The organism is Chitinophaga sp. 05T412, from assembly GCF_056396465.1.
In genome coordinates this window covers 1-15,999 of record NZ_JBFTLN010000013.1, presented here as the reverse complement: position 1 = coordinate 15,999, position 15,999 = coordinate 1, and the positions used below count along the sequence as shown (strand labels likewise).

The following is a 15,999-nucleotide window of genomic DNA, read 5'->3' as shown; positions in this document are numbered from 1 at the left end:
CACTAAAATTATTGTTTCAAGATAGTGAAAACAAGGCGATAAAACAGGTTAATTTCCTTGTTTGGGGGATTGATAACATTATATTTTTATCAATACATGACAAACATCAGTTTCATGGATATCTTCACCAACTACCTTTGCATCAATAATTATAGATTATGCCTTCCGTAGAAATTCTATCCAGGATACAGTTTGCCTTCACCATTGCCTTTCACTATATCTATCCTCCCCTGAGTATAGGATTGGGACTCTGTCTCGTTATTATGGAAGGGCTGTACCTCAAAACAGGTCTTGCATTATACAAGGATATCACCCGGTTTTGGATCAAAATATTTGCATTAATCTTCGGGATTGGTGTAGCCACGGGTATTGTAATGGAATTTGAATTTGGCACCAACTGGGCTACCTACTCGCATTATGTGGGAGATATTTTCGGCAGCGCCCTGGCAGCAGAAGGGATCTTTGCTTTTGCCATGGAGTCTGCTTTCCTGGGGGTATTATTATTTGGCTGGAACCGTGTGAACAAAGGCGTTCACTTTTTTTCTACCTGCATGGTAGCATTGGGTTCTATTTTTTCTGCGTTGTGGATTGTTATTGCCAACTCCTGGCAGCAAACACCCGCCGGATTCCGCATTGAAGGCCATGATTTAAAGGCCCGTGCGGTAGTCACTGATTTCTGGGAAATGGTGTTTAACCCTTCTTCTGTAGATCGCTTCTCTCATGTTATTATAGGTTCCTTCCTCGCGGGCGCTTTCCTGGTGATGAGTGTGGGGGCCTGGTATATAATAAAACAACGTTTTGTAAAACACGCGCAGGCCATGTTTAAAGTGGGCCTGGGAGTGGCCGTGATCGCTGCTTTGATGCAACTTTTCACCGGGCATCGTTCTGCACATTACGTCAGCAAATACCAACCTGCTAAATTAGCGGCCATGGAAGGCCACTATGATAGCTCCGCCGTAGCGCCGATGTACCTGGTAGGGTGGGTGGATAATAAAAACGAAAAAACAACGGGTATAAAAATTCCTGGTGGCCTTTCTTTTCTGACACATGGCAGCTTTTCAGCACCCGTAGAGGGATTGCGGGCTACGCCTAAAGAAGACAGACCCGGCGCCGTCAACTTTGTTTTCCAAATGTATCATCTCATGATTTCTATTGGCATGATACTGATTGGATTAACCTTATTAGCCGTGTTTCTTTTATGGAGAAAGAAATTGTTTAACCAACGCTGGCTGATGATCATCTTCGCCTGGGCCGTGGTATTGCCCCAAATAGCCAACCAGGTGGGCTGGTATGCCGCAGAGGTAGGACGACAGCCTTGGGTAGTGTATAAACTATTACGTACCTCAGATGCATTGTCGCGAAAAGTGACGGCAGACCAGGTAATGTTCTCCCTGATATTATTTACGCTGGTGTATCTGTTATTATTCACACTGTTCATGTACCTGYTGACACGGAAAATACAGCATGGGCCAGACATTTCAGAGAATGCTGAAACAGAGTTCGACGGCTACTACCACGACAACCTTACTTACCATCCTAAATCATAGCGATATATGGAAACAATACTCGGACTGGATCTGCCCACCTGGTGGTTTTTAGTAATTGGCGGATTGATCACAGGATATGGTGTACTCGATGGCTTTGACCTGGGAGCAGGTGCCCTGCATTTATTTTTTAAGAAAGAAGAAAGCCGGCGCCTGGTACTGAATGCTATTGGGCCCGTATGGGATGGAAATGAGGTATGGCTGGTGATTGCAGGAGGGGCGCTGTTTGCAGGCTTCCCGCTGGTATATGGCGTGGTATTATCTACCTTTTATATCCCTTTCATGTTATTCCTGGTGGCACTGATTTTCAGGGCTATTTCCATAGAATTCAGGAGTAAAGAACCCTGGCTTTGGTGGCGGAAGATGTGGGATATCAGTTACACCGTTTCCAGTACTGGTATCACATTGTTGTTGGGATTGGTATTGGGTAACCTGATACATGGGCTTCCTATTAATAAAGAGCATGAATTTACCGGCACGTTGCTTACATTCTTTAATCCTTATGCCATCCTGATTGCATTTACTACGTTATCACTATTCATGCTGCATGGAGCTATTTATCTGGTGATGAAAACGGAAAACAGGCTATATACAAGGCTTACAGTGATTGTAAACAACTGTAGTAAGTTTTTCATTTTATGTTTTATACTAACGTCAATGGCTACGTTGATTTACGTACCGCATATGACGCATCAGTTTAAAACACATCCGGAGTTATTTATACTGCCTATGCTGGCCGTGCTCATCCTGTTAAACATCAAAAGAAATGTAGATGCCCGCAAATATTACACAGCGTTTCTTTATTCCAGCATTATTACGGCCTGCTTACTGATCCTGTTTGCAGTTGGACTATATCCCAACATTGTCATCTCTACTACAGACCCGGCCTATAGCATCAGCATTTATGCAGCGGCGTCTTCTGTAAAGTCCTTAAAAATTATGTTATTGATTGCAGCTATCGGTACGCCGATGGTAATTGGATATACCATATTCCTGTTCTGGACATTCAGGGGTAAAGTGAAGTTAAACGAGATGAGCTATTAAATCTATTAGCCATTAGCAGTTAGCTATTAGATTATCGTTTGTTGATAAATAATTATTAATGCATATAGAAAGAAATACTATGTGGAGTCAACTAATAGCTAAAAGCTAATTGCTAACAGCTATAAAAAACAGGTCCCCGCAAGAAATTGCAGGGACTTACCATTTAACCTATATTCTGTACTGTAGCATTGTGTTGATGATCTTCCGATAGTCGTCGTTATCTTTTTCTCGTTTCTTTTCTGTTATCAGAAGATTGTTATGTATTTAAGACGATGTACGTTGAATAAAGTTTAATGGATTTAAAAAAAATTCTGAAAATAATTTTTGGACCCCGAAATTCGTACCCAGAATTACAGCCTTCATGAACCGTATAGACCGTCTAACAGCCATTCTCATTCAATTACAGGGTAAAAAAATTGTAAAGGCGGCCGAAATCGCCGATCGGTTTAATATCAGTCTGAGAACTGTATACCGGGACGTAAAAGCCTTACAGGAGGCCGGTGTACCTATTGGGGCAGAAGCAGGAACCGGCTATTATATTGTGGAAGGCTATCACCTGCCACCGGTCATGTTCTCTAAAGAAGAGGCTGCTGCCCTGCTGACAGGGGAGAAGCTGATGGAGCATTTCAGCGACCACAGCAACAAGAAACAATTTAGCCTGGCCATGGAGAAAATCCGGTCGGTGCTCCGGGGTGCAGAAAAAGACTACCTCGAGTCCCTGGACGAAAACATCGCGGTATTCCGGTATCAGCCTATAAATCCGGACGTGAGCCAGTTCCCTAACCGCTTTCTTTCTGATATTCAACAGGCACTCGGTATGAGCCAGGTAGTCAGCATGGAATACTTTTCCCTGCAGGAAGAAGTTGGTACCAAAAGAGAAGTAGAACCAATTGGCATCTTTCATATCAGCAGTAACTGGCACCTGATTGCCTTTTGCCGGCTCAGACAAGGCTATCGCGACTTCCGGTTAGACCGTATCCGTAAATTAAGTGTACTATCTGCCAATTATCAGAAAAATAAACACCCCTCTCTACAGGATTACCTGGAACAACAACGTCAACAGAATAAGGAAGATACCTACCTGATCAAAATCAATGTGGATAACGAAATCATGCGATATATCCGCGAGCAGAAATACTATTACGGCCTCATGGAAGAAAAGGTGATCGGCGACAAAACAGAGATGACCTTTCTTCAATCCTACCTGGGGCCCTTTACACGCTGGCTTATCATGTTTGGTAACCATGTGGAGATTATTCAGCCACAGGAACTAAAATTACGGATGCAGGAACTGGTGACTGAGCTCAAGGAACATTATTTATAATTTTTCAATGGGCTGCTGACATAAGGTTGTCACTGCATGGTCGTTGCTTTGTATTGTGATTAAAAAACAACACAATATGAAGACGCTGAACAATTGTTATGTATTCCTTTTCGATGGCTATTCAGACTGGGAACCCGCCCTTGCTATGTACGGCATTGGTAGCTTTACGGCCGTTAATATCGTTACGTTCTCCCTTGATGGCCAGCCCGTTAGATCCGGAGGCAAACTATTGGTACAGCCACAAGCCAGCCTGGCACAGGTAATGACGGCCGATATCGACCTGCTGATCCTTCCGGGAGGCGCTCCCATGGAAGCAGGCGCTAATACCGAAGTGTTACCACTTATCCGGCAGCTGCTCGAAAAAGAGAAAACAATTGCCGCTATCTGTGGCGCTACGGCGCTGTTAGCCCAACACGGTTTCCTGGATAATATACCTCATACCAGCAATCATTCAGAAGTATTGAAACAGCTGGCCCCCGCTTATAAAGGCGGCGATTTCTATGATAACAGTCCGGCCGTTGCGACTCCTCATATCATTACGGCCAGCGGTACGGCAATGGTGGCATTTACCAAAGCAATCCTGCACCATTTCGATTTGCTGCAAAATGAGCAGCTGAAATTCTGGTTTAGCTTTTTTGACGCCAGCAATGCAGGGACTGACTTGGGTGAATCTTCTTCCTTTCATTTCTTCTATCGTCGTTATGAAACCAACTACACCGGCATGCTGGAATTGGTGCGTACAGCTATCAAAGATGTATATGAGCAAGCCATAGCAGCCGGAATGGAAATATGTGGTGGCGCTCAATGGCACTACCATGGCTTCGATGGACAGCCAGATACCATATTTACCCTCGATATCGGCTTACCGGTAACCGCGGTAAAAGTGGTAACAGCTCCATGGCAATGTGAAACGTTACCTCCCTTTAAATGTGTAAGTATGCAACACCATGGCTCCTGGGAGCTGTTGGCCAATACTTACGGCAAACTGTTTACGGGCATGGGAATGCTCGGTTTACAAATGAATGGCTATACCCGCGAACAGTATCTTCAGTACAATTTTGAACACCCTGAGCATAATATTACCAACGTGCAGATTGGGATTATATAGTACAGTAATGGGTGTGGGAACGGGCGCCTGCACCCATTATTTGTCATTGCTGAAACCTATTATATGAAAACGTATATCTACCTGGGATGGTTGCTTCTGATCACATTTGCTTTTGATATACAGCTAACACTCAAACACATGGATAAACTGGATTTAACGAAAGAATTCAAATCGTACTATACCGCGGGCAAAGCACCGGAGTTAGTGACCATTTCCAAAGGGCTGTTTTTAACCATTACCGGCAAGGGTGATCCCGATGGGACGTCTTTTGCGGAAGCGGTTGCCGCATTATATGGCGTGGCCTACGGAATTAAATTTGCCAGCAAGCAAAAGGGGCTTGATTTCACAGTCAGCAAGCTGGAAGGCTTTTGGTGGGTAGATGACCATCATGTAGATCCATTGCAGGTTCCCCGGGATCAGTGGAATTATGAATTAGCCATCCGCCTGCCGGATGAAATCACTCAGCAGCAATTTTCCGAGTCGGTATTGTCTACAGAGAAGAAGAAGCATTCACCTTATATCAGGCAGGTAGATTTTAAGCAGATAGAGGAGGGGCTCTGCGTACAAATGCTGCATACCGGGCCTTTCAGTGAAGAGCCGGTATCACTGAAGAAGATGGCTGACTTCATGGAACAGCAGGGTTGGAAGATGAATGGGCGGCATCATGAAATCTACTTATCTGATTTTAGAAAATCAGCGCCAGAGAAATTAAAAACGATATTAAGGCATCCGGTGAGGAAATAATATAGGGAGATGTAAAAGCAGGTCTCCACTAAAAGAGGAGTGGGGCGCCATTGCCAATGAAAGCCGGAAGCTTACTGCTGACGGCTTTTTTAGTCGCCTAATCCGAGTTGAATAATGGCTTGTTGCGCAGCAATCTGGCTGGCATCTTTTTTATTAAATGCTTTACCGCTGCAAATCAGTTCTCCATCTACTACTGCACCTACTGTAAAGATGCGTCGGCCGTTATCCATTTGTTCTTCGAGCAATTCGAATTCCAATGTTTTGCCATTTTTATTGGCCCAGCCGTATAGTTTGTTTTTGTGGTTCATTTCCACGGTTTCCAGCAGTTCCATATCGATATACGGCATAATAATGCGTTTATGCACGAACTGTTGGGTTTTATTATAACCGCGGTCCAGGTAAACGGCGCCTACAAGGGCTTCGAGGGTATTACCGAATATCTGACTGATTTTGAGAAAGCTGTTGTACTTATCGTAGATGGTGAGCTTACGTAGCCCCATCTTGATAGCGATATCATTTAACTGCTGGCGGTTTACGATTTTGGAGCGCATCTCTGTTAAGTATCCCTCTGTTTTGTAGGGATATTTTTTAAAGAGATAGTCCCCCACGATGGCGCCGAGAATGGCGTCTCCGAGGTATTCCAGCCTTTCGTTGCTTTCCAGGAATTTTTCTTTACTGGAACGATGGCTCAGGGCCACTTCATAAAGAGCAAAATTACCTGGAGGAAATCCCAGCAGGTTATGCAACTCCTTATATAAGTGCCGTTTTTTGGAAACTAGTCGATATAAAAAACCTGGCAGTAAATTCACACAATCAAGATCAAGGAACGAATTTTTTGAAAATCACGGAGGCATTGTGTCCACCAAAACCAAAGGTATTGGATAAGCCAGCGCGTACTTCTCTCTTTTGTGCGATATTAAAAGTAAAATTCAGCTTCGGGTCTAACTGCGGGTCGTCATTAAAGTGGTTGATCGTAGGAGGAACTATGCCATCAAGGATCGACATAATTACGGCTATAGATTCAACGGCGCCGGCAGCCCCGAGTAAGTGCCCGGTCATGGATTTGGTAGAGCTGATGTTCATCTTATAAGCATCTTCTCCGAAAACTCCCTGAATGGCTTTTACTTCGGCAATATCTCCCAACGGAGTGGAAGTACCGTGAACGTTGATATAATCGATTTCGTTGGCCTGCATTCCGGCGTCTGCCAAGGCATTCCGCATTACATTTAAAGCGCCCAGTCCTTCCGGATGGGGAGCTGTAATGTGATATGCGTCTGCGGTAGCGCCGCCACCGGCTAACTCTGCATATATCCTGGCTCCTCTTGCCTGTGCATGTTCTAATGACTCCAGTACAAGGGCACCAGCTCCTTCTCCCATCACAAAACCATCACGGTCAAGGTCAAAGGGTCTGGAAGCAGTTTTGGGATCATCATTCCTTTCAGATAGGGCTTTCATGGCGTTAAATCCACCAACACAGGGCTCATTAATTACATTTTCTGATCCGCCGGTAACTACCATATCGGTTTTACCATAACGGATACTGTACATTGCCTCTATGATAGCATTGGTCGCTGACGCACAGGCAGATACAACAGAAAAATTCGGCCCCCTGAAACCATGGCGGATAGAAATATACCCGGCCGCGATGTCCAGAATAAGCCTTGGAATTAAGAAAGGACTGAATCGGGGCGTACCATCCCCAGTGTGGAATTCTTTCAGCTCGTTACTGAAGTTGATCATACCACCAACACCAGTGCCCCATATCACACCAACCCGATCAGTATTGATCTTGTCTTTATTGATATTGGCGTCTAGTATCGCCTGATCTGCGGCAATTACAGCCGTTTGTGTAAAGGGGTCCATCTTACGGGCCTCCTTTTTGTCCAGGTAGTTAGCAGGATCAAAATTTTTCAGTTCACAAGCAAAACGAGTTTTAAACTTGGAAGCATCAAATTGCTTGATAAAATCCGCGCCGGATACACCGTTCGTCAATCCGTGCCAAAAATCGGCTACGGAATTGCCGAGCGGTGTAAGAGCGCCTAAACCTGTAACGACAACTCGTCTTGGTTGCATTAAAACAATTCTGATTAGTAGGATTATTTTACATGTTCTTCCAGGTAAGCAACTGCCTGGCCAACAGTAGTAATAGTTTCAGCTTGTTCGTCAGGAATGGAGATGTTGAATTCTTTTTCGAATTCCATAATCAGTTCTACCGTATCCAAAGAGTCAGCGCCTAAGTCGTTGGTGAAGCTGGCTTCAGGAGTTACCTCGGCTTCGTCAACGCCCAATTTGTCAATGATGATCTTTTTAACTCTTGATGCAATGTCTGACATAATTTTAAGTGTTTTTGGTTTAAAACTTGACTGCAAAAATATAATTTTTATTGAATTGCCAACAGATAGCCCGAATTTTAAAGGCGCTCCAATAGGACCAATCTCACCAAACCCAGTACAGTAAACATATTCATTGCTTTGTTAATAAAAGAATTTATATAATTTTGATCCTGGCAGGTTTACAGATTTGCATATTTTAGCACAAAAGTCGCCTTTTTCGGGACAAATAAGCCAATCTCCCAAATTCAAAATCTATAAATCTTAAAATATCTCCATTCAACCTCCTATATCACCACTTATCTAAACCCTTAACGCTAATTAACAGTTACCGGTAGCTTTCGCCCTCCTCAATGCTTAAATTTGTCCGGCTTGTGAGATGATGGCCCTGGTTGCCGTCTTCCAGTTGTTGTATTCGCGTATTTTCTGCTGAAAACCAGCAGCCAAGGACCTAAAAGCTATAAAAACACTTAGAAAAAGATATGGCCATCACCAAAAAGACCGTTCGCTCAATCGTATTATTGGCCGCTGCGGGTATTGTAGTCTTCCTTATTTATAAGAAAACAACCAGCAACAAGTCTGCCGGAGAACCAGCAGCCGCCGCCAAAGGAGCCGGGCCCAAAGCCCTCCTTACCGATGCCTGGATCGTAAAATCATCCCGGCTCGACCAATCTATTGAAGCAAGCGGCACCCTCCAAAGCAACGAAGAAGTAGAAGTAAAGCCCGAAATCAATGGCCGTATCATACACCTTTATTTTAAAGAAGGTACCTCCGTTAAAAAAGGCGACCTCCTCGTAAAACTCTACGATGAAGACCTTAAAGCCCAGCTGCAAAAACTTAAATTACAGCAACAACTGGCCAAAACCACACTGGAACGCCAGGAAAACCTGCTTAAAATAAATGGCATCAGCCAACAAGATGTAGACGTAACCCGTAACCAGGTAAGCGCCTACTCAGCAGATATGGATTATACCCAAACCCAGTTGCAGAAAACAGAACTCCGCGCCCCCTTTAGCGGCAAACTCGGCTTAAGGAACGTCAGCGAAGGCGCCATCGTGTCTTCCGCTACCGTGATTACCACCCTCCAACAGATAGATCCGCTGAAAATGGACTTCTCCGTGGCAGAGAAATACCGCAACGCCATCAAAAACGGCGACCAGGTGAACTTTTATGTAGCCGGAGATAATAAAGAATATAAAGGCGGCATCTATGCCATCGATCCGAAAATAGACCTCACCACCCGCACCGTAAAACTCCGGGCCATTGTACCTAATAATAATGGTGTACTATTCCCCGGATCTTTCGCTAAGGTGAAAATCATATTAAAAGACCTTCCGGACGCCCTGATGATTCCTTCTCAGGCCGTAATTCCCGGTACCCGCGATAAAAAAGTAATTGTAGCAGATAGCGGCAAAGTAAAATTTGTAGTAGTAGAAACAGGCCTGCGTACAGAAAGTAGCGTGCAAATCACCTCCGGACTACAGCCCGGCGATACCGTTATTACCACCGGTATCCTCCAGCTGAAACAAGGCATGCCGCTCAAGTATAATAAGATACAGTAACAATTTTCTTCTTTAACGATGGAAGCCGGAGGTATTTATCTCCCGGAAAACCAATACGCTAAAAGAGAAAATCAGAAAATATTTACCATGAGTTTACCTTCATTATCACTCAAACGCCCCGTATTTGCTATCGTGATGAATATCATTATTGTGATATTCGGTCTGGTGGGCTTTACTTTTCTGGGGGTAAGAGATTTCCCGGCCATCGATCCGCCCATCGTGAATGTGCGTACCTCCTATGCCGGCGCCAACTCCGACATCATTGAAACACAGATCACCGAACCTCTCGAAAAACAAATCAACGGGATCGCCGGGATCAAAAATATATCTTCCAGCAGCAGCCAGGGAAGCAGCAATATCACCGTGGAATTTGAACTGGGACAAGACCTGGAAGGCGCTACCAACGACGTACGCGACAAAGTTTCCCAGGCCCTCCGCAGCTTGCCTCCCGATATCGACGCTCCACCCGTGGTTTCCAAGCAGGACGCCAACTCCGACGCCATCATTTCCATGACCGTACAGAGTAACACCCGCAACCAGCTGGAAGTAACAGAATATGGTACCAATGTACTCCTGGAAAAACTGCAAACCATTCCCGGCGTAAGCGCCATCCAGATATGGGGAGAAAAAAGATATGCCATGCGTATCTGGATGGACCCCGCAAAATTATCTTCTTATAGTCTTACCCCCGGCGACGTACAAGCCGCGCTGGCAAGGGAAAACGTGGAATTACCCTCCGGAAAAATAGCCGGTAACGCCACCGACTTCACCGTGCGTACTTTCGGCCGCCTCGTTTCTGAAGATGATTTCAACAACCTCATTATCAAAAATATCAATGGTAGTGAAATCCGTATCCGCGACATCGGACAAGCCGTACTCGGACCAGAAAATGAAGAAACCGTACTGAAAGAATCAGGTAGCCCCATGATTGCACTGGCCCTGATTCCCCAACCCGGTTCCAACTACGTTGCCATTGCCGACGAATTTTATAAAAGATTCAACCAGCTTAAAAAAGATATCCCGGACGATTACTCCGTAAACATCGCCATGGACAACACCAAATTCATCAAACAATCTATTGATGAAGTGGAAGAAACCCTCATTGTGGCATTGGTGCTGGTAATCATTATTGTATACCTGTTCTTCCGCGACTGGCTCATGGCCCTGCGTCCATTGATAGATATCCCGGTATCCTTAATAGGCGCCTTCTTCATTATGTATGCCTGCGGATTTACCATTAATATCCTCACCCTCCTGGCCATCGTACTCGCTACAGGGCTGGTAGTGGATGATGGTATTGTGGTAACAGAAAATATTTATAAGAAGATAGAAGCAGGGATACCCAGAATGCGGGCGGCCCGGGAAGGGTCAGAAGAAATTTTCTTTGCGGTTATTGCGACGTCTATTACCCTTGCCTTCGTATTCTTACCTATCATCTTCCTGCAGGGTTTCGTAGGACAACTGTTCCGGGAATTCGGGATCGTGGTAGCCGGTGCGGTAATTATTTCAGCATTCGTATCCCTCACGTTAACGCCCGTACTCAACGTAAAGCTGGGACGCAAAACGCACACCCACTCGTGGTTCTACACCAAAACAGAACCTTTCTTCCGCTGGATGGAAGATGGCTATAAAAATTCACTGGAAGCGTTTATGCGTTTCCGTTGGGTGGCGGGGTTGATCATTGCCGGATGTTTGGTCATGATTTTCTTCCTGTTCAAAACACTGCAATCAGAGCTGGCGCCGCTGGAAGATCGCAGCACCTTCCGCCTGTCTATCACCACACCTGAAGGTACCGCCTACGACTACATGGACGCTTATGTAGACCGGCTCACCAAATTCATGGTAGACTCTATACCGGAAAAGAAGATTGTACTCAGCGTTACTTCTCCCGGCTTCAGTGGCTCAGGCGCAGTGAATACGGCGTTCGCCAACGTGATGCTCACCGAACCGCATGATCGTAAGCGTTCGCAGAAAGATATTGTGAATATGGTGAACCGCAATATGAGCAGGTATCCAGAGGGGAAAGTATTTGCCATTGAAGCACAAACCATCCAGGTTGGGCGGCGTAGTGGATTGCCGGTATCCTTTGTACTGGAGCATATCAACTTTGATACCTTAACCTCCGTATTGCCTAAGTTCATGGAAGAGGTAAGCAACAGTCCTATTTTCCAGGGAACAGACGTAGACCTGAAATTTAATAAACCGGAACTGCGCATACATATCAATCGCGATAAAGCCACGCAGCTGGGCGTATCAGTACAGGATATTTCTCAAACATTGCAGCTGGCATTGAGTAACCTGCGTTACGGCTACTTTATCAGAAATGGTAAACAATACCAGGTAATGGGGCAGGTGTTCCGGGCAGATCGTGATGATCCGATGGACCTGCAAAACCTGTATGTGCGCAACTCCCGCGGCGAAGCTATACAGCTGGATAACGTGGTTAGTATTGAAGAAGAAACCAGTCCGCCGATTATTTATCACTTCAACCGTTATAAATCTGCCACCATTTCTGCAGGTCTTGCCCCAGGTAAAACCATTGGTGATGGTTTGAAAGAGATGTACCGGATTTATGATAAACTACAAAAAGAACACGTCCTCGACGACTCATTTAACACCGCGCTTTCCGGCTCTTCACGTGACTATGCGGAAAGTGGTTCCAATACCATGTTTGCATTAGGATTGGCGCTGGTACTCATTTACCTGGTACTGGCCGCGCAGTTTGAAAGCTGGGTGGACCCGTTAACCATCATGCTTACGGTGCCACTGGCGTTTGCGGGTGCATTGTTATCACTTTGGTTGTTTAATCAAACCTGGAATATCTTCTCCCAGATCGGTGTAATTATGCTGATCGGGTTGGTAACTAAAAATGGTATCCTGATCGTGGAATTTGCCAACCATCAACGCGATAGCGGAATGCAGAAAGCCGATGCAGTAATCAATGCGTCGTCGATGCGTCTTCGTCCTATTCTGATGACCAGTTTGGCGATGGCGTTGGGTGCATTGCCTATTGCCATGTCATTGGGCGCAGCTGCTACCAGCCGTATTCCATTGGGTATCGTGATTGTGGGAGGCATTGTATTCTCACTGGTATTAACACTCTATGTAATTCCGGCCATGTATACCTTCCTTTCCCGCAGAGGTAATTTATCTCACGATGATGAGGAAACAGAAGATGATGCCACCAGGGAAATTGCATCCGCACATGCCTGAGAGGAATTGGAATTGAATGATTAAGATTAAGATTTTTATGAAGACATATATCCGTAAGCGTTACTTATTATTGATGCTGTTACTGGCTGGCACCAGCGCACTACATGCGCAGCAGAAGGTGCTCACCCTGGAACAGGCCATAGACCTGGCGCTGAAAAACAACTACGATATTCGTTTGGCAAGAAATACAGCAGAACTATCTGCTAACGATTACGCCTATGCGAATTTTGCTTTTATTCCACGACTGAATGCTACCGCAGGTACTACCTGGAATAATACGGCCACTAAACAGGAGTTCGTAAATGGCACCAAGCGTGATACAAGCGGCATTAAAGGCAATAATATCAATGGCAGTGTAAACCTTAGCTGGACTTTGTTTGACGGGCTTAAAATGTTTGCTACGCGTCACAAAATGGAATCTATCCGTGATCTCGGAGAACTGACCATCAAAGACCAGGTACAAAATTCCATTGCCACGATCATTAGCGGATATTATAATGTAGTGCAGCAAAAACAACAGCTGAAGGCGTTATCAGAGCAGATGTCTATTTCCGAAGAGCGGGTAAAATTATCTGACGCCAAATTCAGCACCGGCCTGGCGCCTAAAACGGATCTGCTGCAATCAAAAGTAGATCTGAATGCGCAGAAAGCGTTGTATATCCGTCAGCAAACACTGATAGAACAAAGTAAAGGTTTGTTGAACCAGCTGATGGCTGTACCGGCAGGCGCTATCGGTTATGATGTAATAGATTCTATTCCGTTGGAAAACAGTCTTTCTTTTGCGGCCTTACAGGAAAATATGGCCAATAATAATACGGCGATCAAAGTGCAACAACAAAATGTAAATATATCTGCACTCACTATTAAAGAGCGTCGTGCGGACTATTTTCCGGTGATATCTTTTAATTCAGGATACAACTATAACCGGAATACGTCCAATGCTGCCTCCAACGCATTCAGCCCGAAATTTAACAGAAACGGGGTGATTAACTATGGTCTGACAGCCTCCATTCCGATTTTTAACGGCTTCAATGTAAAAAGGCAGGTACAGGATGCGCGGATAAATTTTGACTTTCAAAACATCACCCTGGATAATTTAAAGTCACAGGCAGATTTGTCTCTCAACAATGCTTTCAAAGATTACGAATATTATAAAAAGCAGGTATCGTTAGAAGAAGAAACCAATGACCTGGCCAGGGAAAATGCGATGGTCGCATTGGAGCGTTTTAAACAAGGTGTATCTACTATTCTAGAAGTAAAAATCGCACAACAAAGCCTGGAAGATTCCTTCTACCGGCTTATACAAGCGCGATATAATGCAAAGCTCGCAGAAACAGAGTTAGGAAGGTTGAATGGCGCGCTGGTGAAATAAATAGTCTACCTGATTGACAAAAATCAGATAGCCGAAAATATAAAGCGGAAAGCAAAAAGCCATTGAAGTGAATAGCTCAGGAGATTACCCGCTCCTGTCGTTCGTTTCAATGGCTTTTTGCTTTCCGCTATTGAATATGTACGGGCACGGACGCACGCTTGTATTATTATCGAACACATATAAAACAAAATAATGTAATAATCGCTATTTATCAGCACAACACCCTCCGGCATGGTTTTATAAATACTGTTGCTAATAAACATTACTACTATGCTACGCCACGTTTTAATCATGTTCGTTTGCCTGTCATGGATGGTTGGTACAGCCACAGGACAGCAATTGCGGGTTGTGAACCGCGGGATGGTTGCAGACTCCTCCACCATACATCTGGACGCGGCTCCAGGCGCGGGAATTGCCTGGATTACGCAGCAGCAATTTGAGAATGGCACAATAGAATTTGATGCGAAAGGGAAAAATCTGCTACAGCAAAGCTTTGTAGGTATCGCCTTTCACGGGGTAAACGATTCTACCTACGATGCGGTTTACTTTCGCCCTTTTAACTTCCAGGTACCAGAAACCAGCAGGAGAAAGCATTCCGTTCAATATATTTCTCTACCGGCATATGATTGGTCACTATTGCGCCAGAACAATCCGGGCAAATACGAAAATGAAATAGATACCAGAGTAGATCCAAATAAATGGTTTCATGTAAAAATTATCGTATCTTATCCGGAGGTATCCGTGTATGTAAATGAACAAATGTGCCTGACCGTATCACAATTGAGTACGCAAAAAGGGGGAATGATAGGATATTGGGTAGGCAATGGCTCTTCCGGCGACTGGAAGAATTTGAAGATTAAATAAAGTTTGTTGATTGATACAGTTAGAAGTCGGGCTTTAGGAACGCGGGTTCTTAAAGCCTTTTTTTATGGTTATTTTTCGTCCTTGTTTAACGTAGAATATTCTCTGCTGACACTAAATCCAACTAATAAGTTTGATGACTGTTACCCCACCGGACCAATGAAAATTTCATATGGTACACGGCAGAGGCAACTCGTCATCGTTGGGTTAACAAACTGCTTGCTTATGATAATAGGTAGTTTTCATCTCTATAAACCAAGTAAACTCAAGCACTTCAACCTACCGTGAATTTGTGATGACTGTCGCCTCGCCGGACTGATGTAAAACTCATACAGTGCGCGGCGAAGGCAACTCGTCATCGTTGGGTTAACAAACTGTTTTGCTTATGAGAACAGGTTGCTTTCGTCRCTATAAATCAAATAATCACACACTTCATTCTAACGTGAATTTGTGATGACTGTCRCCTCGCCGGACTGATGYAAAASTCCATGCAGTGCGCGGCGAAGGCAACTCGTCATCGTTGGGCTAACAAACTGCTTATGAGAACAGSTTGCTTTCGTCACTATAAATCAAATAATCACACACTTCATTCTAACGTGAATTTGTGATGACTGTCACCTCGCCGGACTGATGTAAAAGTCCATGCAGTGCGCGGCGAAGGCAACKCGTCATYGTTGGGTTAACAAACTGTTTACGAGAACAGGTTGCTTTCGTCACTATAAATCAAATAATCACACACTTCATYCTAACGTGAATTTGTGATGACTGTCRCCTCGCCGGACTGATGYAAAASTCCATGCAGTGCGCGGCGAAGGCAACTCGTCATCGTTGGGTTAACAAACTGTTTTGCTTATGAGAACAGGTTGCTTTCGTCACTATAAATCAAATAATCACACC

Annotated in this window: 12 protein-coding genes; 9 read left to right on the top strand and 3 right to left on the bottom strand. The window is 44.6% G+C overall.

All coding sequences use genetic code 11. From position 1 onward, the window contains the following. The first annotated feature begins 158 nt into the window (after nt 1–158). From AC1DFM_RS25110 to AC1DFM_RS25090, 5 genes are all read left to right on the top strand, one after another. A complete protein-coding gene (locus tag AC1DFM_RS25110) occupies nt 159–1,547 on the top strand; it encodes a cytochrome ubiquinol oxidase subunit I (RefSeq protein WP_477079523.1) in 1,389 nt (462 codons plus the stop codon). Nucleotides 1,548–1,553: 6 nt separating this feature from the next. After that, nucleotides 1,554–2,588, top strand: coding sequence for a cytochrome d ubiquinol oxidase subunit II (gene cydB / locus AC1DFM_RS25105; RefSeq protein WP_477079522.1), 1,035 nt, complete (start codon nt 1,554–1,556; stop codon nt 2,586–2,588). A 361-nt stretch (nt 2,589–2,949) separates the two neighbouring features. Continuing rightward, on the top strand, nt 2,950–3,912 hold the full coding sequence (locus AC1DFM_RS25100; protein ID WP_477079521.1) for a helix-turn-helix transcriptional regulator: 963 nt from the start codon (nt 2,950–2,952) through the stop codon (nt 3,910–3,912). 76 nt (nt 3,913–3,988) lie between these two features. Continuing rightward, nucleotides 3,989–5,020 (top strand): DJ-1/PfpI family protein, encoded by a 1,032-nt coding sequence (locus AC1DFM_RS25095; protein ID WP_477079520.1) that lies wholly within the window; start codon nt 3,989–3,991, stop codon nt 5,018–5,020. Nucleotides 5,021–5,083: 63 nt separating this feature from the next. Next, a complete protein-coding gene (locus AC1DFM_RS25090) occupies nt 5,084–5,764 on the top strand; it encodes a GyrI-like domain-containing protein (protein WP_477079519.1) in 681 nt (226 codons plus the stop codon). Nucleotides 5,765–5,853: 89 nt separating this feature from the next. On the opposite strand, the gene rnc is transcribed toward AC1DFM_RS25090, so the two are convergent. The 3 genes from rnc to AC1DFM_RS25075 form a co-directional block, all read right to left on the bottom strand. Further along, the gene (rnc, locus tag AC1DFM_RS25085) at nt 5,854–6,510 is read right to left on the bottom strand and encodes a ribonuclease III (RefSeq protein WP_291920238.1); all 657 of its coding nucleotides are present in this window, start codon (nt 6,508–6,510) and stop codon (nt 5,854–5,856) included. Between the two features lie 73 nt (nt 6,511–6,583). Then, nucleotides 6,584–7,837 (bottom strand): beta-ketoacyl-ACP synthase II, encoded by a 1,254-nt coding sequence (fabF, locus tag AC1DFM_RS25080; protein WP_477079518.1) that lies wholly within the window; start codon nt 7,835–7,837, stop codon nt 6,584–6,586. A gap of 23 nt (nt 7,838–7,860) precedes the next feature. Then, entirely contained in the window at nt 7,861–8,097 is a 237-nt protein-coding gene (locus tag AC1DFM_RS25075) for an acyl carrier protein (RefSeq protein WP_012788038.1), read from the bottom strand. Between the two features lie 479 nt (nt 8,098–8,576). Here AC1DFM_RS25075 and AC1DFM_RS25070 point away from each other — a divergent pair, with 479 nt between their 5' ends. The 4 genes from AC1DFM_RS25070 to AC1DFM_RS25055 all read left to right on the top strand — a co-directional run bounded on the left by AC1DFM_RS25070 (nt 8,577) and on the right by AC1DFM_RS25055 (nt 15,105). Further along, complete coding sequence (locus tag AC1DFM_RS25070; RefSeq protein ID WP_477079517.1) at nt 8,577–9,656, top strand: efflux RND transporter periplasmic adaptor subunit; 1,080 nt, start codon at nt 8,577–8,579, stop codon at nt 9,654–9,656. An 87-nt stretch (nt 9,657–9,743) separates the two neighbouring features. Continuing rightward, a complete protein-coding gene (locus tag AC1DFM_RS25065) occupies nt 9,744–12,869 on the top strand; it encodes an efflux RND transporter permease subunit (RefSeq protein ID WP_477079516.1) in 3,126 nt (1,041 codons plus the stop codon). A 37-nt stretch (nt 12,870–12,906) separates the two neighbouring features. After that, complete coding sequence (locus tag AC1DFM_RS25060) at nt 12,907–14,241, top strand: TolC family protein (protein ID WP_477079515.1); 1,335 nt, start codon at nt 12,907–12,909, stop codon at nt 14,239–14,241. Between the two features lie 270 nt (nt 14,242–14,511). Beyond that, nucleotides 14,512–15,105 (top strand): 3-keto-alpha-glucoside-1,2-lyase-like domain-containing protein, encoded by a 594-nt coding sequence (locus AC1DFM_RS25055; RefSeq protein WP_477079514.1) that lies wholly within the window; start codon nt 14,512–14,514, stop codon nt 15,103–15,105. Nucleotides 15,106–15,999: the final 894 nt, after the last annotated feature.